14 protein-coding genes are annotated in these 18206 nt (G+C 61.0%); 12 read left to right on the top strand and 2 right to left on the bottom strand.

From position 1 onward, the window contains the following. Positions 1–613: 613 nt before the first annotated feature. Positions 614–1468 (bottom strand): LysR substrate-binding domain-containing protein, encoded by an 855-nt coding sequence (locus CE491_RS22355; RefSeq protein ID WP_110950520.1) that lies wholly within the window; start codon positions 1466–1468, stop codon positions 614–616. 389 nt (positions 1469–1857) lie between these two features. Here CE491_RS22355 and CE491_RS22350 point away from each other — a divergent pair, with 389 nt between their 5' ends. The 10 genes from CE491_RS22350 to metC all read left to right on the top strand — a co-directional run bounded on the left by CE491_RS22350 (position 1858) and on the right by metC (position 12888). Then, a complete protein-coding gene (locus CE491_RS22350; protein WP_110950519.1) occupies positions 1858–2700 on the top strand; it encodes a transporter substrate-binding domain-containing protein in 843 nt (280 codons plus the stop codon). A 40-nt stretch (positions 2701–2740) separates the two neighbouring features. Then, entirely contained in the window at positions 2741–3589 is an 849-nt protein-coding gene (locus tag CE491_RS22345) for a transporter substrate-binding domain-containing protein (RefSeq protein ID WP_110950518.1), read from the top strand. Positions 3590–3601: 12 nt separating this feature from the next. Next, positions 3602–5041, top strand: coding sequence for an FAD-binding oxidoreductase (locus CE491_RS22340; RefSeq protein WP_110950517.1), 1440 nt, complete (start codon positions 3602–3604; stop codon positions 5039–5041). Further along, on the top strand, positions 5038–6255 hold the full coding sequence (locus CE491_RS22335) for an aminotransferase class I/II-fold pyridoxal phosphate-dependent enzyme (protein ID WP_110950516.1): 1218 nt from the start codon (positions 5038–5040) through the stop codon (positions 6253–6255). Before CE491_RS22340 ends, CE491_RS22335 begins: the two co-directional genes overlap by 4 nt. Further along, positions 6252–6986 (top strand): amino acid ABC transporter permease, encoded by a 735-nt coding sequence (locus tag CE491_RS22330; RefSeq protein WP_110950515.1) that lies wholly within the window; start codon positions 6252–6254, stop codon positions 6984–6986. Before CE491_RS22335 ends, CE491_RS22330 begins: the two co-directional genes overlap by 4 nt. Further along, a complete protein-coding gene (locus CE491_RS22325; RefSeq protein WP_110950514.1) occupies positions 6976–7764 on the top strand; it encodes an amino acid ABC transporter permease in 789 nt (262 codons plus the stop codon). The genes CE491_RS22330 and CE491_RS22325 overlap by 11 nt, the downstream gene beginning before the upstream one ends. Further along, a complete protein-coding gene (locus tag CE491_RS22320) occupies positions 7751–8590 on the top strand; it encodes an amino acid ABC transporter ATP-binding protein (protein WP_110950513.1) in 840 nt (279 codons plus the stop codon). Before CE491_RS22325 ends, CE491_RS22320 begins: the two co-directional genes overlap by 14 nt. 126 nt (positions 8591–8716) lie before the next feature. Further along, a complete protein-coding gene (locus tag CE491_RS22315; protein WP_110950512.1) occupies positions 8717–9313 on the top strand; it encodes a cysteine dioxygenase family protein in 597 nt (198 codons plus the stop codon). Continuing rightward, a complete protein-coding gene (locus CE491_RS22310) occupies positions 9310–9966 on the top strand; it encodes a glutathione S-transferase family protein (RefSeq protein WP_110950511.1) in 657 nt (218 codons plus the stop codon). Before CE491_RS22315 ends, CE491_RS22310 begins: the two co-directional genes overlap by 4 nt. 180 nt (positions 9967–10146) lie before the next feature. Next, a complete protein-coding gene (metC, locus tag CE491_RS22305; protein WP_110950510.1) occupies positions 10147–12888 on the top strand; it encodes a cystathionine beta-lyase in 2742 nt (913 codons plus the stop codon). Between the two features lie 178 nt (positions 12889–13066). Here the strand turns inward: metC and CE491_RS22300 are convergent, their stop codons facing one another. After that, entirely contained in the window at positions 13067–14266 is a 1200-nt protein-coding gene (locus CE491_RS22300) for an MFS transporter (protein ID WP_110950509.1), read from the bottom strand. 234 nt (positions 14267–14500) lie between these two features. On the opposite strand from CE491_RS22300, the gene ku reads away from it, so the two are divergent. Together ku and ligD are read left to right on the top strand one after the other, a co-directional pair. Further along, on the top strand, positions 14501–15421 hold the full coding sequence (gene ku / locus CE491_RS22295; protein WP_110950508.1) for a non-homologous end joining protein Ku: 921 nt from the start codon (positions 14501–14503) through the stop codon (positions 15419–15421). Positions 15422–15481: 60 nt separating this feature from the next. Next, on the top strand, positions 15482–18103 hold the full coding sequence (gene ligD, locus CE491_RS22290; RefSeq protein ID WP_110950507.1) for a DNA ligase D: 2622 nt from the start codon (positions 15482–15484) through the stop codon (positions 18101–18103). The last annotated feature ends 103 nt before the right edge of the window (positions 18104–18206 follow it).

Here is an 18206-nt window from a genome sequence, read left to right as displayed (position 1 = left end):
CTGTGGGAGTGAACTTGCTCACGAAGGGGTCAGCACATCCACAGCAGATGTGATGTCTGGAAATCAGCCTTCGTGAGCAAGCTCACTCCCACTGACGATTCCGTAGCAATCCGGCTGACCGGCAGGACCGATCTTACGGACAACACCGATCACCCAGACCTGGCGCAAACACTGTGGGAGTGAGCTTGCTCACGAAAGGGGCAGCACATCCACAGCAGACGTGGTGTCTGGAAGTCAGCCTTCGTGAGCAAGCTCACTCTCACTGACGACTGTCCGTAGCCATCCGGCTGACCGGCAGTGGGGATCTTACGGACGTCACCGATCTCCCAGACCTGGCGCAAACACTGTGGGAGTGAGCTTGCTCACGAAGGGGGCAGCACATCCACAGCTGACGTGGTGTCTGGAAATCAGCCTTCGTGAGCAATCCGGCTGACCGGCAGGGCCGATCTTACGGACATCACCGATCACCCAGACCTGGCGCAAACACTGTGGGAGTGAGCTTGCTCACGAAGGGGTCAGCACATCCACAGCAGATGTGGTGTCTGGAAATCAGCCTTCGTGAGCAAGCTCTCCCACAGTCGATCTGCGTTCAGTCCATCAATCATGCGACTCATCACAACCCCTGACTCCCCCGAATCAACTCATACGCCCGGCGCGCCAGGGGGTTGACCGTGTTCGGCCGAATCCACAGGTGATAGGTCACATCAGGCATCCGCGGCAGGCCATCGGCTTCGCCCAGCACGCGCATGTCCGGCCCGAGCATTTCCATGCTGCGCGCCGTCACGCCCAGGCCTGCACGGGTCGCGGCCTTGATGCCGATCAGGTTCGACGCCAGATAGGCCTGGCGCCAGGCAATGTTCGCCCGCTCCAGCGCCTCGAGGGCATAGCGGCGATAAATACTCGGCTCGTCCACCAGAATCAGCGGGATCGGCTCGGTTGGCACGTGCTGATACTGCGCCGAACAGATCCACCACACCGGCGAGGTGCGCAGCGCGAAGCCCTCCAGGTTCGGATCCTCACGCGTGGAAATCACCATATCGACCTTGCCGCGATGCAGGTCGTCCATCAGAAACGGGCTGCGCCCGACGTCGATTTCCAGCCGCAGCTTCGGTGCAGAACGAGCGATGTGGCTGAGGATCGGCGGCAGGATAGTGTCGGCGATGTCGTGTGGCGAACCGATGCGCAGCACGCCGCTGAGGCTGCTTTCCCTGAGTGAATTGAGCGCGTCGTCATTGAGCGACAGCATCTGCCGGGCGTGACGCAAGAGCTGGCGGCCGGGCTCGGTGAGTTGCTTCTGGCGGCCCTGTTTCTGAAACAGGCTGACGCCGATCTGCTGTTCCAGGCGCTGCATGTGCTGAGTCACCGACGATTGCGTGCGCGACAACTGCGCGCCGGCACCGGCGAAGGTGTGATAATCGACAACGGCGACAAAGGTGCGCAGCAGTTCGAGGTCGAGGGTGGTGGACATAGGGCTTACTCAGCAGTCGGGTCGAAGTGCAATTCACCGTAGGAGCGCGCTTGCCCGCGAACGCATTTGCACATTCAGCAGCACAGGCGCTGACACAACCCCGTCGCGGGCAAGCCTGCTCCTAAGGAATCGTGTTACATCAAATGGAGTGAGTAATACATTACGTATTTTTATGATTTATAAAAGCTCGTTTTTCAAACGTTGCGGTCAGGCTCAACAAATACGCGCTTATGCTGATTTTTCTTAAAGCATGAAACCATAAAGTTATAACCATATTTGATATTTGCATTTCCGTTGTCTCATTTCCCTCCCTAGGATGCGGGTCATTACAAGGCGCTGACGCGACGACGTCACAAGTGCCGAGCCGATGATCATTCCAGGGGAAGTCCATGCCGTATACACGCTCGCCCGTTGCCCGTTTTCTACCGTTGCTGATGGGGGCTGCGGTCGCCCTCGGCGCCAGCTTCGCTGCCCAGGCTGATGCCACGCTGGACAAGATCGCGGAGCGGCACCGGCTGGTGGTCGGCGTGTTGCTGTCCGGCGGGCCTTTCGGTTCCATCGACCCGAGCAATCAGAAACCCAAGGGCCTGAACGTGGATATGGCCGAAGACATCGGTCGGCAGCTGGGTGCCGAGGTCGAGCTGGTCCCCGTATTGCCCGCCAACCGCGTGCAATTCCTGCAACAGGGCAAGGTCGATCTGTTGATCGCCAATATGGAGTGGACGGCGGAACGCGGCCAGCAACTGGGTTTCGTGCCGACGCCGTTCTATCGCGTGGGTGGTACGGCGGCCGTGCTCAAGGACAGCAAGATCACCCGCTGGGAGGACCTCAAGGGCCAGCCAGTCTGCACCTCCCAGGGCAGCAGCTACGTCAAGCCGCTGACCGAGTTCGGCGCTGAACTCAAAGCCTTCAAGAGTTCGTCCGAATCCCTGCTGGCCTTGCGCGGCAACAACTGTGTCGCCGCCGTACACGACGCCACGCTGATCAACCCGCTGATCGCCGACAGCGCCGAATGGAAGGACTACCGCGCGATCACCCCCGAACTCAATCCCGCGCCATCGGTGATCTGGACCCGCCCCGGCGAGACTGACACCCAGGCCCGACTCGACACCATCGTCAAGGGCTGGCACCGCACCGGCTGGCTGATCGAGGGCGAAAAACGCCACCACATCACCCCGGCATCGCCAGCGCTGGTGGAGCTGCACGACAAATTCCAGGCCACCGGCGCGTAAGTCATTTTCCCCTTCCAGGCACCTTACAAGGCAATCGTTCATGAGCAGTTTTTCCTTCGGCAAGACCCTTTCCGCGATTGGCATTTCGATCGGTCTTGCCATGGGCGCGACCCTGGCCCACGCCGACGCCACGCTGGACAAGATTCAACAGCGCCACAAGATCAGCATCGGCGTGATCCTCAGCGGTCCGCCGTTCGGCACCATCGACCCCAAGACCGGCGAACATCTGGGCTACAACGTTGAGCTGGCCAAGGGCATCGCGCAGAAACTGGGCGTGGATCTGGAGACCGTGTCGGTGCTGGCGCCCAATCGCGTACAGTTCCTGCAACAGGGCAAGGTCGACATCCTGATCGCCAACATGCAGTACACCGACGAGCGCGCCGGGATTCTCGATTACGCGCCGACCCCGTATGAAGAGGTCGGCGGCGCTGCGCTGATCCGCAAGGGCGCGGGTATCAGCAAGTGGGAGGACCTCAAGGGCAAGCCGGTTTGCGTGTCCCAGGGCAGTAACTTCATCAAGCCGCTGCAGGAAACCTACGGCGCCGAAATCAAGGCCTTCCGCAGTCAGTCCGAGTCACTGCTGTCCCTGCGTGGCAACGGCTGCGTGGCAGCGGTTCACGTCAGCCCTACCATGCATGCGCTGCTCGATGAGCCGGAATGGGCCGACTACAACATCCCGCTGCCCAGCGACCTGATCCCGTCGAAATCGGTGATCTGGGTGCGCAAGGGCGAGCACGACACCCAGGCGAAAATCGACGCAATCATTCGCGACTGGCATCGCAGCGGCTGGCTGATCGAAGTCGGCGAGCGTACGGGCATGGCGCCTTCACAAGCGTTGCGTGACATGCACGAGCAGTTCCGCAATGCGCCGCCCCTTGCTGCTCAATAACGGAGGCGTGCGATGAGCAGCGATCTGTTTCAGACCTTGCAACGCTTGCTTGGCGCTAACCATGTGTTGCCGGGTGTCGAGTCCATCACGCAACTGACCGACAAGCAGGGCACCTACGTCGGCAAGGCGCTGGCAGTGGTGCGGCCGGCCAATACCGAAGAGGTTGCGGCGGTGGTGCGGGCCTGCGTCGCGCACAGGGCGCCGATCGTGGTGCAGGGTGGGAACACCGGGTTGATGGGCGCAGCCACGCCGGACGCCAGTGGCCGTTCGGTGCTGCTGATCCTGGATCGCCTGAATCGCGTGCGTCAGATCGACACCGACAACGACACCCTGACCGTCGAGGCCGGCTGCATCCTGCAGAGCGTGCAAGACATCGCCCGCGAGGCGGGGCGCCTGTTCCCGCTGAGCCTGGGTGCGGAGGGCAGTTGCACCATCGGCGGCAATCTGGGCACCAATGCCGGGGGCACCGCGGTGCTACGTTACGGCAACATCCGCGAGCTGACCCTGGGCCTGGAAGTGGTCACCGCCGAGGGCGAAATCTGGAATGGCCTGCGCGGCCTGCGCAAGGACAACACCGGCTACGACCTGCGTGACCTGTACATCGGCAGCGAAGGCACGCTGGGGATCATCACCGCCGCGACCTTGAAGCTGTTCCCGCTGCCAAAAGCCCAGAGCACCGCCTTTCTAGCCTTTGATTCGCTGGCCCAGGCAGTGCGTTTCCTGTCCCACGCCCGCGCCGGTTTTGGCGCAAGCCTCACGGCCTTCGAGTTGCTGACCGCCGATTGCCTTGCTTTGCTGCGCGAGCAGTTCCCAGAAGGGCCGCAGCCGTTTGCCGATGCGCCACAACCCTGGTTCGCGTTGCTCGAACTGTCGGATAACCACAGCGACGCCCACGCGCGTCAGGCGTTCGAAGACGTTCTGGGCAGCGCTTTCGAGGAGGGTCTGCTGGGCGACGCGCTGATCGCCGAAAGCCTGGCCCAGAGCGAAGCGCTGTGGCTGCTGCGCGAGAACATGAGTGATGCGCAGAAGCGTGCCGGTCGCAACATGAAGCACGACATCTCGATTCCGATCTCGCGCATCGTCGAATTCGTCGAGCACACCGACGCCTTGCTGCAGCAGCACTTTCCCGGCGTACGCAATTTCACCTTCGGCCATCTGGGCGACGGCAACCTGCATTACAACGTCGCCCATCCGCTGAATTCGACGGTCGAGGCGCACATGGCGCGTTACGCCGAACTCAGCGAACTGGTGCATGACAGCGCCCATGCATTCGGCGGTTCGATCAGCGCCGAGCACGGCATCGGTCAGCGCAAGCGGGCGATGCTGCCGCGCTACAAGAGCGCTGTCGAACTGGACCTCATGCGCCGCGTGAAACAGGCGCTGGACCCTCTCAATCTGCTCAATCCAGGCAAGGTCCTGGCGAGCGTCGAAAGCCGGAGCACCGCCCCATGAGCATTCGTCTGTCCAAGCGCATCCAACGCGTTTCCCTGTCCGCCAACGCCGCTGCCAAATCCCAGGCCACGGCCCTGCGTGAAGCCGGTCGCGACATCCTCGACCTGACCACCGGCGAGCCGGATTTCGATACTCCCGAGCACATCAAGCAAGCGGCCTATAAAGCCATCGACGGCGGCGCGACCAAATACACGCCGACGCCTGGGGTGAAAAAATTGCGTGAAGCGATCCAGCGCAAATTGCAGCGGGAAAATCGGCTCGACTATTCACTGGCGTCGATCGTCGTCGGCAACGGCGCCAAGCAGATCATCTTCAACGCCTTCGCCTCGACCCTGGATGAAGGTGACGAAGTGCTGGTGCCGGTGCCTTACTGGCCGTCGTTTCCGGACATCGTGCGAGTCAACGGCGGTGAACCGGTGTTCATCGAGTGCGGCCTGGAGCAAGGCTGCAAGCTGACCTCGAGCCAACTGCAAAAACATATCAACGAACGCACCCGCTGGCTGATCCTCAACGGCCCCGGCAACCCCAGCGGCGCGGTGTACAGCGAAGCGGAACTGTTGGCGTTGGCCGAAGTGTTGCGTCGCCATCCTCAGGTGCTGGTGCTGCTGGACGAGCTGTACGAACACATTCGTTTCGACGGCAATCCGCCGCTGAGCCTGCTCAACGTGGCACCGGATCTGCAATCCCGCGCGTTGCTGGTGGGCGGCGTTTCCAAGACCTACGCCATGACCGGCTGGCGCATCGGTTTCGGCGCAGGCCCTCAGGAACTGACCAGCGCGATGACCGTCATGCAATCGCAATCGACGTCCGGCGCGTCATCGGTTGGCCAGGCCGCAGCGCTGGCGGCGTTCGAAGGTGGTCTGGATTTTCTGCCGGAACAGGTACAGGCCTATCAGCAACGTCGCGATCTACTGGTCGCGGCATTGAGTGAGGTAAACGGCCTGGACGTGCTCACCCCCCGAGGCGGTTTCTTCGTCTTCGTGCGCTGCGCCGGGTTGTTGGGACGCGTTCGTCCTGATGGCCAGCGTCTCAATGATGACGGTGACGTGGTGGACTATCTGCTGGATCAGGGCGTGGCGGGTGTGGCAGGCAGCGCTTACGGACTGTCGCCGTGGTTTCGCCTGTCCATCGCCACCGCCACCAGCAGCGTGATCGAGGCCGGACGCCGCATTGCCGACGCCTGCGCACAGCTGCGGGTCGAGGCGCTGGCATGAGTCACTGGCTGGAATGGTTCGTACAGTGGACCGCGAAGTTCGGGCTGAACTACAGCTTTCTGCTGGATGCCTACCAACGGGGTTCGATGGTCAACGGCGCGCTGACCACGATCCTGCTGTGCCTGTTTACCATCATCGGCAGCCTGCTGGCCGGTGTAGCGCTGGCGGCGATGCTGACCAGTGGCAAGGCGTATCTGGCCAAGCCTGCGCGAGTGTTCATCGAGGTCACGCGCAACACACCGACGCTGGTGCAGCTTTATTGCGCGTTCCTGGTGTTGAACATGCTGCTGACCCAGGCCGTTGGCACGGCGAATCCGCTGACACCGTTCGCCTGGGTGGTGATCGTGATCTCGCTGCACAAGGGCGCGTTTCATGCCGAAGCCTTGCGTGCAGGTATCGAAGCAGTGCCTGTTGTGACCCTGGAAGCCGCCAGTTCGCTGGCCTTCAGCAGCCGTCAGTTGCTGTGGAATGTGCAACTGCCGCTGGCCATGCGTTTCGCGCTGCCGTCGCTGATCAACAACCTGATCGATCTGGTGAAGATGACCGCCGTGGCTTCGGCGATTGCAGTGGGCGACATCACCTACGCCTCGATCATGATCTGGACCCAGAGCGATAACGTGCTGGAGCTGATGATTGTGCTGCTGGCGTTTTTCGGCCTGCTCAGTTTTGTCGTCAACTGCGTGGGCCGTGCCCTCGAAGCAAAACTGAGGATGCCCGGTTATGGCCATTGATTCGTCCGCCAGCCTGCCACTGTCCTGGCCCCGGCGGCATCCGGGCAAGCTGGTTTTGCTGGCGGCTCTTGCGCTGTTGCTGATCTTTGGCGCCCCGAAAAGCCCCGTGTTCGCGGCCCTGTATGAATGGTCGCCCGCCCTGGCGGTAGGGTTTGGGCAGAACATTCTGATCAGCCTGCTGGCCATCGCGATTGGCTCGTTGCTCGGACTGCTGATCGGTGCGCTGGCGGTCTCGCCGTTGTGGATCACTCGTCTGCCGGCGCGCATCTGGGTGCAGGTGTTTCGCAACGCGCCGTGGCTGGTGCTGATCTACTTCACCACTTATGTATTTCCGTTCGAACTGCATATCGGCAAGTCCTGGATCGCTTTTCCAGACTGGGTGAAAGTCACCATTGGCCTGGCATTGCCCGCCAGCGCCAACGTCGCGGAAATCTTTCGTGGGGCCATCGGTTCGATCCCCAGCACTCAGTGGGAAGCCTCGCGTTCGCTGGCTTTCACCCGCGGGCAGATCTTCCGATCGATCATCCTGCCGCAGTGCTTCAAACGCATGTTGCCGCCGTGGATGAACCTCTACGCGGTCATCACCATGGGCACCGCGCTGGCCTCGCTGGTGGGCGTACATGACCTGATCGACACCGCGCAAATCGCCAGCAATACGGTCAACCTGACCGGTTTCACGGTGCTGATTTACTTCAGCGTGTTGGCGTTGTTCTTCGCCTATTGCTATCCGATTTCCCGAATCACTCAATTTTTGGAGCGACGTTATGCCTTCTCCTGAAACGCGCGCCGAACAACCCCTGATCAGCCTGCGCGACATTCATCTGTCGTTCGGCAGCAACCGCGTGCTCAGGGGCATCGACCTTGATGTGCAACGCGGGCAGGCGGTGTCGATCATCGGCCCTTCCGGGTCGGGCAAGTCGACCATCCTGCGTTGCATCACCGGGCTGTTGCAGCCTCAGCGCGGCAACATTCGCGTGGGCGAGACCGAGGTGCACAAGCTCAAAAGCGAGGCTCAGCGCATCGAACTGCGCAAGCGCGTCGGCTTCGTGTTCCAGCAGTACAACCTGTTCCCGCATCTGTCGGTACTGGAAAATCTGGTGATCGCCCCACGCAAAGTCCTCGGCCGGAATTCGGCGCAGGCCGAACAGGAAGCTCGGGCGCTGCTGGCCAAGGTGCGTATGGAGCACAAGGCCGATGCTTATCCGGGCCAGTTGTCCGGTGGTCAGCAGCAGCGTGTGGCGATTGCCCGTGCGTTAGCGATGCGTCCTGAGCTGATTCTGTTTGACGAAGTGACTTCGGCCCTTGACCCGGAAACTGTGGGCGAGGTGCTGACAGTGATTCGCGAGCTGACCGAAGAGGGCATGACCTGCGTGCTGGTCACCCACGAAATGCGCTTCGCCGAGGACATCAGCGACGTGGTGTATTTCACCGAAAACGGCCTGATCGTCGAACACGGCAGCGCCGAGCAGATTTTCCAGCGCCCGGTGAGCGAGCGTACTCAGGCGTTTCTGCGTCATGCCCTGGGCGATGCCGGACGCCGTCCCGCAGCCGCCGGCGACCCGTATTTGTTGAGCAATATCAGCCGTTACGGCTTGTCGGTTTGAGCTCGACGCGAGGGTTGGACAGTCGGACTCGCCATCCTGTGGGAGTGAGCAAGCCCAATCCCACAGGATGACGTTGATTGGCAATGAGTGATTGCAAGCCCTGACTACTTATAAAAGGAGCACCTGATGAGCATCGAAAACCGCAGCCAAGTGATCGAAGATTTCCTGCAGCAGATCCGCACCATCCACCAGCGCGGCGTCGACCGCGAGGCGCTGAAAGAGATCGTCAGCCTGCTCGAAGGCCTGGCCGAGCGCCGTGATCTGTTCAATTTCGACACCTTCCCCGCGCCTGTACCCGGCGAGGGCGACACGGCGTTTCGTTATCGCCTGAACGACGACGGCGAAACCCCGACGCTGTACATGAACTCCCTGCTCCCTGGCAAAAGCACGCTGCCGCACAACCACGAAACCTGGGCGGTGATCGTTGCCGTGCAAGGCCAGGAGATCAACTACGTCTGGGCGCGCACCGACGATGGCAGCGACCCGACGCTCGCCAGGCTTGCGCTGGAAAAAGAAGTGGTGGTGCAGCCTGGCACCTCGATCAGCTTCCTCGGTGAAGACCTGCACGGCATCAAGGTCGATGGCGAAACCCCGACCCTGCATTTCCATCTCTACGGCCGCCCGCTGGAGTCGTTGAACGGGCGCTACGGCGTCAATGCCGAAGGCAAAATCCTCAACTACAACGCCTCGCAAATGGCCCCTTCCATCAAGGCTTACGCATGATCGACCTCTACTACTGGCCTACGGGCAACGGCCTGAAAGTCGGCATCCTGCTGGAAGAACTCGAGCAGGAATACCGCGTGTTGCCGATCAACATCCGCACCGGCGAGCAAAAGCAGGAATGGTTCCAGGCGATCAGCGCCAACGGACGGATTCCGGCGATCGTCGATCATGCGCCCGAGGGGCTGAACGGGCCCCTGAGCCTGTTCGAATCCGGGGCTATCCTCAATTATCTGGCGAACAAGGCAGGGCGCTTTTTGCCGCCCGAAGGCACGGTCGAACGTCAGCGGGTGCAGGAGTGGCTGTTCTGGCAGGTCGGGCATGTCACGCCATACCTGAGCCAGTTGCAGGTGTTCAAGGAGAAGGCGCCGGAGCCGATTCCTTTCGCCCTCGACCTGCTCGGCGCCGAGGCCCCGCGACTGTATGGCGTGCTGGAAAGACGCCTGGGCGAAGTGCCGTTCGTGGCGGGTGAATACTCGATTGCGGACATGGCGATCTTCCCGTGGATTCAGCCGCTGCGCCAGGGACAGGACCTGGCGAACTACCCGAACATCCATGCCTGGCGCGAACGCATCAAGGCCCGCCCGGCCGTGCAACGCGCCTATGAAAAGGGCAGGGAAGTGGCGGCGGGCGAGAAGTCGTTGGCGTTGCAATGAACCTGTAACGCGTTGCGCGAAATCTGCACCTGGCGCTGTGGGAGTGAGCTTGCTCATGAAGACTGAAGCTCACAGACAAAGAATCTTTTGAACGTACCGACCTCTTCGTGAGCCAGCTCACTCCCACAGGTCGCCCGCAAGCCATTGAATCGAGCTTCACATCAGAACCACGAGAAATCCATGAGCCAAAAAGTCACCCCGCAACACCTGCAAACCTGGCTGTTCGACGGGCAGGAAATTGCCCTGTTCGACGTGCGCGAGCATGGTCAGTATGGCGAAGCGCATCTGTTTCACGGGGTGAATCTGCCCTACAGCCGTCTGGAACTGGAAGCCCGTCGTCTGGCGCCCAATCCGGGCGTGCGCCTGGTGATCTACGACCAGACCGGTGGCGACGTTTCGATCAAGGCCGCGCAACGGCTGAGTGAACTGGGCTACACCCGCGTTCATGTGCTCGAAGGCGGCGCTGACGGCTGGCAGACAGCGGGCTTGCAGCTGTTCGCCGGCGTGCACGTGCCGTCTAAGGCCTTTGGTGAGTTGGTTGAAGAGGCCAGCCACACGCCGCACATCAGTGCTGTCGAGCTGGCCGAAAGGCAGGCCAGAGGCGAGCCGCTGGTGCTGCTCGACGGCCGCCCTTTCGACGAATACCGCAAGATGACCATCCCAGGTTCCGTGTGCTGCCCCAACGGCGAACTGGGCTATCGCCTGAATGATCTGGTGCCGGATGAGACCACGCCCATCGTGATCAACTGCGCTGGTCGCACCCGTAGCATCATCGGTGCGCAGACCCTGATCGATCTGGGTGTGAAGAACCCGGTGTACGCGCTGGAGAACGGCACCCAGGGCTGGTACCTGGCCGATCTGCCGCTGGAACATGGCAGCAGCCGACGTTATCCGGATGTCTCGTCTGGCGCGGCGCTGACCGAACGACGTGAGGCGGCGCAACGTTTGGCGCAGCGTGCGGGCGTACACACCGTCAATGCGCAAAGGGTTGCCGCCTGGGCGAACGACGCTTCCCGCAGTTTGTTCCTGTGCGATGTGCGCACTCCGGAAGAATTCGCCCTCGGCAGCCTGCCCGGCGCGCAGCACACACCGGGCGGGCAACTGATTCAATCCACCGACCTCTACATCGGCGTGCGTCAGGCGCGGCTGGTGCTGTTCGACAACGACGGCGTGCGTGCCCCCGTGGTCGCCAGTTGGTTGCGCCAGTTGGGGCACGAAGCCTATGTGTTGGATGGGGGCCTGCACAGCGGCCTGGCGTTGCCGGTCAGCACGTCTTGCGGTGTAACGACGCTGCCGGAAATCAGCGCCGCAAAGCTTGCGGATTCGCTGCGTGACGACGCCGTTGCGCTGATCGATCTGCGCGGCAGCATGGCCTATCGCAAGGCGCATATCACCGGGTCGCGCTGGTCGATTCGTTCGCGTCTGGCGGGTGATCTGGCGGGCCAAGCCAAACCGATCGTGCTGGTCGCCGATCATCCCCACGTCGCGGCGATTGCCGCAGGGGAATTGCCCGAAACGCAGCGTCAGCAGGTGCGTTGGCTGGACTTCCAGGCATGGCAGGCCGCCGGATTTGCGCTCGGTGCAGACGCCAACCACCCCTCGAACGAGCAGTGTATCGATTTTCTGTTTTTCACCCATGACCGGCATTCCGGCAACAAGGACGCGGCCCGCCAGTACCTGGCGTGGGAAATCGGCCTGTTGGGGCAGATGACACAACAGGAGATCGCCAGCCTTAAACCGCTTGCCAGTCAGGCCAATGAAAATCGGGTGCGCACGCGTCTGGTGCATGCCGCCCGCGGGGAGAAGGGCAGTGGCGTGCGCGGGGTCAATCCGCCGGTGTCGCGCATGAGCACGGTGCTGTTCGATAGCCTCGGCCAGATGCGTGATGCCCGCAAACGCCGCGATACCGAGCGTGTACTGAGCTACGGTGCGCGTGGTAATCCGACGGCGTTCGAGCTGGAAGATCTGGTGACCGAGCTGGAAGGCGGCTACCGCACACGTCTGTTCGGCACCGGCCTGGCAGCAGTAGCGCAGACGTTTCTGGCGTACCTGCGCCCCGGCGATCACGTGCTGATTACCGATGCGGTGTATTCCCCGGTGCGTCAGGTGGCCGAGGAATTCCTCAAGCCGTTCGGCATTCAATACAGCTACTTCAACGCCGATGGCAGCGGGTTGGAAGACAAGCTGCAGATCAACACCAAAATGGTCTACGCCGAGGTGCCCGGTTCGTTGCTGTACGAACTGGCCGACCTGCCGGCCATCGCCGCGTTGTGCAAGCCTCGGGGGATTCTGTTGGCGGTCGACAACACCTACGGCTCGGGTTACCAGTACCGCCCGCTGACGCTGGGCGCGGATATTTCCATCATGGCCCTGACCAAATACCTGTCCGGTCACAGCGATGTGGTGATGGGTAGCGTGTGCACCACTGAATCGGTGTGGCAGCCGCTGGCAGTGATGACCGACACCTTCGGTAGCACCGTCAGCCCGGACGATGCTTATCTGGTGCTGCGCGGCGCCCGAACCCTTGCCACCCGGCTGGACGTCCACCAGCGCCAGGCCCTGCAAGTCGCCCATTGGCTGCAGCAACACCCGCAGGTCAAACGCGTATTCCACCCGGCGCTGGCCGATCATCCGAATCACGCATTATGGAAACGTGATTTCAACGGCAGCAACGGCCTGCTGACCTTCGAACTGGCCGACAACGATCCCAAACACCTGGAGCAATTCATCGATGCCCTGCACCTGTTCGGCCTTGGCGCATCCTGGGGCGGCTTCGAAAGCCTGGTCATCGCCGCCAACGTTCGCGATCGCGAGAACGCAGACGACAAGACGCTCAACCCGCTGCTGCGTCTGCATATCGGTCTGGAAGACGTCAACGCGTTGATCGAGGACCTGGAGAGGGGTTTTGCGGCGATTCGGTGAGGCCAAAAGGACAGGTGGCCGGTTTACCGCCTCCTTGCGGGTATCGCATGGACACCCTGTGGGAGTGAATTTGCTCACGAAGACTGTCTGTCAGGCGCAGACATCTCGCATGGATGAACTGACGCATTCGTGAGCAAGCTCACTCCCAGGGTCAGTATCCGTCGCGCTAATCCGGCGTTCAGGAGGACCGCGCCTCAGACCTCGACTGCTTCAAAAACACCAGCAACGCCAATAGTGGGAAGGCACTGCCGGCGATCACGATCCAGGTCCAGCCGCTGTGGTCGTACAGGGCACTGGCGATAACCGACCCGATGGCGCCGCCGAGGAAAATACTGGTCATGTACAGTGCATTCAGGCGACTGCGGCTCTTGGCATCCAGGGCGTAAACCGCACGCTGGCCTACCACCATGTTCATCTGTACACAAAAATCCAGGACCACCCCGTTCACCGCCATGCCGATCACAGCGTAGGCGGGCTGGATCAGGCTCGGCAGGAAACTCAATGCTGCGAACAGCATTGCGCACAGGCTGGCGATGCGGGTATGACCGGCGTCGGCCAGCCTGCCGGCGATCGGCGCAGCAACCGCGCCAATGGCGCCGACCAGCGCAAACAGCGCGATCTGGCTCTGCGACAAACCATGATTGCGCGCCAACTCCAGCGGCACAGCCGTCCAGAACAGGCTAAAGGTGGCGAACATGCAAGCCTGATAGAACGCTCTCTGACGCAGCACGGGTTGTTTGGACAGCAAAGTCCACAATGATTTCAGCAGTTGACCGTAGCTGGCGTTGTGGGCCGGTTGATGCCTGGGAATGGTGGTCGCCAGCACAACGCTGATCAGCAGCATCAACACCGCCGCCGTGCCAAACACCGCGCGCCAGCCGAAGTGGTCGGCAATCAGACTGGACGCCGGCCGGGCCAGCAAAATACCCAGTAGCAAACCACCCATGATGCTACCGACTACACGTCCGCGGGTTTCCTCCGGCGCCAGATGCGCGGCCAGCGGAATGAGAATCTGCACCGCCACCGAACTGAACCCCACCAGCAGCGATGCCAGCAGGAACAGATTCGGCGTCTGGGCGAATGCCGCGCTCAGCAGACTCAGGATCGCCACCGCCGTGGTCACCATCATCAGCCGGCGGTTTTCCAGCAAGTCTCCCAGCGGCACCAGAAAAAACAACCCAAACGCGTACCCGATCTGCGTCAGCGACACGATGAAACCGGCCAGCGTGCTCGACAGCCCGATATCCGGGGCGATCAGGCCGATGATAGGTTGCGCGTAATAGATATTGGCAACGATCGCGCCGCAGCAAAACGCGAACAGCATTGCCAGCCCCCTGGTCATGGTGGCACCCGGATTGGCGTGGGATATTGAAGTCATGAGTCACTCGACTGTGCGGTGCTGCATCGGCAGACGGCTCTGCGACGGCACGGGAAATAGGATGGCGACGAGGCTAACGCCTTTCCGTGGGGTTAAGAAGTGCTATCAAATCGATATGAGTTATGCATGAAAGGAATGGTTGAATGCTCGTCACCGAGTGCACCCGTCATCCGGCCGAAACTTTTAGTCGCTCGCCCCGGTCACTGCTACACACACCCCTTGGGAATTAATGTGATGGCTCGGGCAATCTGGAAGGGCGCGATCAGCTTCGGGCTGGTGCATATTCCTGTGGCGCTGGTGTCTGCGACTTCGCAGCAGGGCGTCGACTTCGACTGGCTGGACAAGCGCAGCATGGACCCGGTCGGCTATAAGCGGATCAACAAGGTCACCGGCAAGGAGATGACCAAGGAAAACATCGTCAAGGGCGTGCAGTACGAGAAGGGACGCTACGTGGTGATCAGCGAGGAGGAAATTCGCTCTGCCCATCCCAAGTCCACGCAGACGATCGATATTTTCGGTTTCGTCGACAGTGCGCAGATTCCGCTGCAGAACATCGACACGCCTTACTTCCTCGCGCCCGACAAGCGCGGCGAGAAAGTCTATGCGCTGTTACGGCAGACGCTGGTGGACACCGGCAAGGTCGCACTGGCGCACGTGGTGATCCGAACCAGCCAGCACTTGGCGGCGGTGATGCCGCTGGATTCCGCGATCATCCTGGTGTTGTTGCGCTGGCCTGCCGAGGTCCGTGGCATCGACAGCCTGGACCTGCCCAAGGAAGCCACTGATGTGAAGCTCAGCAAGAGCGAGCTGGACATGGCCAAGCGGCTGGTCAAGGACATGAGCACCGAGTGGTCGCCAGACGACGAAGAGTATCGCGACACGTTCCAGGACCAGATCATGGCGCTGGTCGAGACCAAGGCCCGGGAAGGCAAAATCGAAGATGTGGAAACCGACGCCGGCGAGACCGAGCGCAAATCCGCTGATGTCATCGATTTGACTGAATTGCTCAAACGCAGCCTGGGTAGCCGTGGCGGTTCGACCAAGGAACCGGTGAAGGCCAAATCTGCCAGCAAGAGTAAAACCGCAGCGGCTGATGATGCAGCTCCGACCAAACGGCGGGCTCCTGCAAGGAAAAAGACGACCAAGGCGTCCTGAAAAAACGCGCCTTGTTCAGAGCCGTTCCGTTGAGAAGAAGGCGCAGAGGTTGAATCGATCATGGCAAAACCTGTGAGTGAGTACACCCGCAAGCGCAATTTCGACATCACATCCGAGCCCGCTGAAACCCCGAACCGGGCGCGCACCAGCAAGGACAAGGCGCTGAGCTTCGTGATTCACAAGCATGATGCGCGCAATCTGCATTACGACTTTCGACTTGAGCTGGACGGCACCCTGAAGAGCTGGGCGGTACCCAAGGGCCCGAGCCTGGACCCGAAAAACAAGCGTCTGGCGGTGCATGTCGAAGATCATCCGCTAGGCTACGGCACCTTCGAGGGCAGCATTCCGGAGGGGCAGTACGGCGCCGGGGATGTCATTGTCTGGGATCGGGGCATTTGGCAACCCCATGGTGATCCGCAAGCCACTTATAAGGCGGGCAAGCTCAAATTCACACTGATCGGCGAAAAACTCACCGGAGATTGGGCCTTGGTGCGCACACACCTGAAGGGCAGTGGCGACAAGGAACAATGGTTGCTGATCAAGGAAAAGGACGACGCCGTACGTTCGGAAGATGAGTACGACATTGTCGCCGACAAGCCGGAAAGCGTGGTCAGTGGCGCAACGGTGGGCGAGGGTCGAGTTCCTGCCAAAACCGGCAAACGCAAAGCCACGGCCTCTGCACCTGAAGAGCAAAAAAAGCCTGCCAGCAAGACCTCGGCAAAAAAGGCCGCAGTGCCGGAAAAACTCTCGCCGCAACTGGCGACCTTGATGGACACGGCGCCGGATGGCGAGTGGTTGTATGAGATCAAGTTTGACGGTTACCGCCTCTTGACCCGGATCCTCAACGGCGAAGTGCGCCTGATTACCCGCAATGGCCATGACTGGACCGACCGTCTGCCCTTGCAAGCCAAGGCCATCAGCGAACTGAACCTGGGCGATGGCTGGCTCGACGGTGAAGTGGTGGTGCTCAATGACGCCGGTCTGCCGGACTTTCAGGCGTTGCAGAATGCCTTCGAGATCGGTCGTAGCAAGGACATCGTTTATTACCTGTTCGATGTGCCGTTCCTCAATGGCGAGGACATTCGCGAGAAGCCGGTGGAAGAACGGCGGGCGGTCCTGAAGAAACTGCTGGGCAGGCAGAGAAAGGGCCTGTTGCGGTTCTCCGATGCATTTTCGGCGAGCCATCGCGACATCATCGAAAGCGCTTGCTTATTATCACTCGAGGGCGTGATCGGCAAACGCGCCGGAAGCGTTTACCAATCTCGCCGCAGCCCGGACTGGATCAAGCTCAAATGCAAGCTGCGTCAGGAGTTCGTCATCGTCGGTTTCACCAAACCGCAAGGCAGTCGCAGTGGGTTTGGCGCGTTGCTGCTGGCGGTGAACGAGGAGGGCGCAGGGTTGGTCTACGCCGGTAGGGTGGGCACCGGTTTCAACCAGAAAATGCTCGGCGAGATGTTCGAGCAGCTCAAGCCGCTGGAGCAGGACGCATCGCCTCTTGGGAAAAAACTTACCAGCACCCAGGCTCGCGGCGTGCACTGGATCAAGCCGACACTGGTCGGTGAAGTGGAGTTCGGCGAGTGGACCCGCGAAGGCATCATTCGCCATGCGGCGTTTGTCGCGCTGCGCAGTGACAAACCGGCCAGTGAAGTGGTCCATGAATACCCAAGAACCCCGAACGAAATCAAAGCTCCGTTCAAGCCCAAAGCCTCCAAGGCCAGCGCGAGAAAGGCCGATACACCGGCTGAAAAACCCAAGCCTGCCAGCAAAAAAGCAGCCAAGGACAAAGTCGACGTGGCGGGGGTATTGATCAGCCATCCCGAACGAGTGATCGATTCCCAGAGCGGTCTGCATAAAGTCGATCTGGCGCATTTCTACGAGTCGATCTCTGACTGGATCCTGCCCCACCTCGATCATCGTGCTGTTGCGCTGTTGCGTTGTCCGGAAGGCGTCGAAGGGGAGCAGTTTTTCCAGAAACACTCTGAACGTCTGGCGATTCCCCACATCAAGCAGCTCGATCCCGAACTCGACCCGGGCCACGCGCGGCTGATGGAAATCGACAGCGTGCAGGCGCTGGTCGGCGCGGCACAGATGGGCACTATCGAACTGCACACCTGGGGTTCGACCTATGATCAGATTGAGCTGCCAGACCACTTCGTCCTCGATCTCGACCCGGATCCGAATCTGCCGTGGCGCAGCATGATCGAAGCCACGCAGATGACCCTGGCGGTGCTCGACGAACTGGGGCTGGACGCCTATATCAAAACCAGCGGCGGCAAAGGCATGCACATCATCGTGCCGCTGGCGCGCAAGGCGGACTGGGACACCGTGAAAGCCTTCGCCAAAGCCCTGGCGCAGTTCATCACCGAGCAACTGCCAGAGCGCTTCACCGCGACATCCGGACCAAAAAACCGGGTCGGCAAGATCTTCATCGACTACTTGCGTAACACCCGTGGCGCCAGCACCGTCGCCGCCTATTCAGCCCGCGCGCGGCCTGGCCTGCCGGTTTCAGTACCCATCGCTCGCGACGAACTGAGCGGCCTCAAGTCCTCGGCTCAGTGGAACATCGGCAACCTGCTCAAACGCCTGCGCAAGTTAAAGGCCGATCCATGGGCGGGATATAAGAATAGCCAGCGCATTACCAAGCCGATGTGGAAGCGATTGGGGGTGAAGGCACCGGCATGAAGCCTGTTGCGGTGGAGGGCTAAATGTTCGGCCAGCAGCCGAGCTGCGGGAGTGAGCTTGCTCACGAAGGCTGAGTTTCAGGCGCAAAGATACGTCGAATGTA

Source organism: Pseudomonas bohemica, from assembly GCF_002934685.1.
Lineage (GTDB): Bacteria > Pseudomonadota > Gammaproteobacteria > Pseudomonadales > Pseudomonadaceae > Aquipseudomonas > Aquipseudomonas bohemica.
This window is presented reverse-complemented; position numbering and strand designations above follow the sequence as displayed.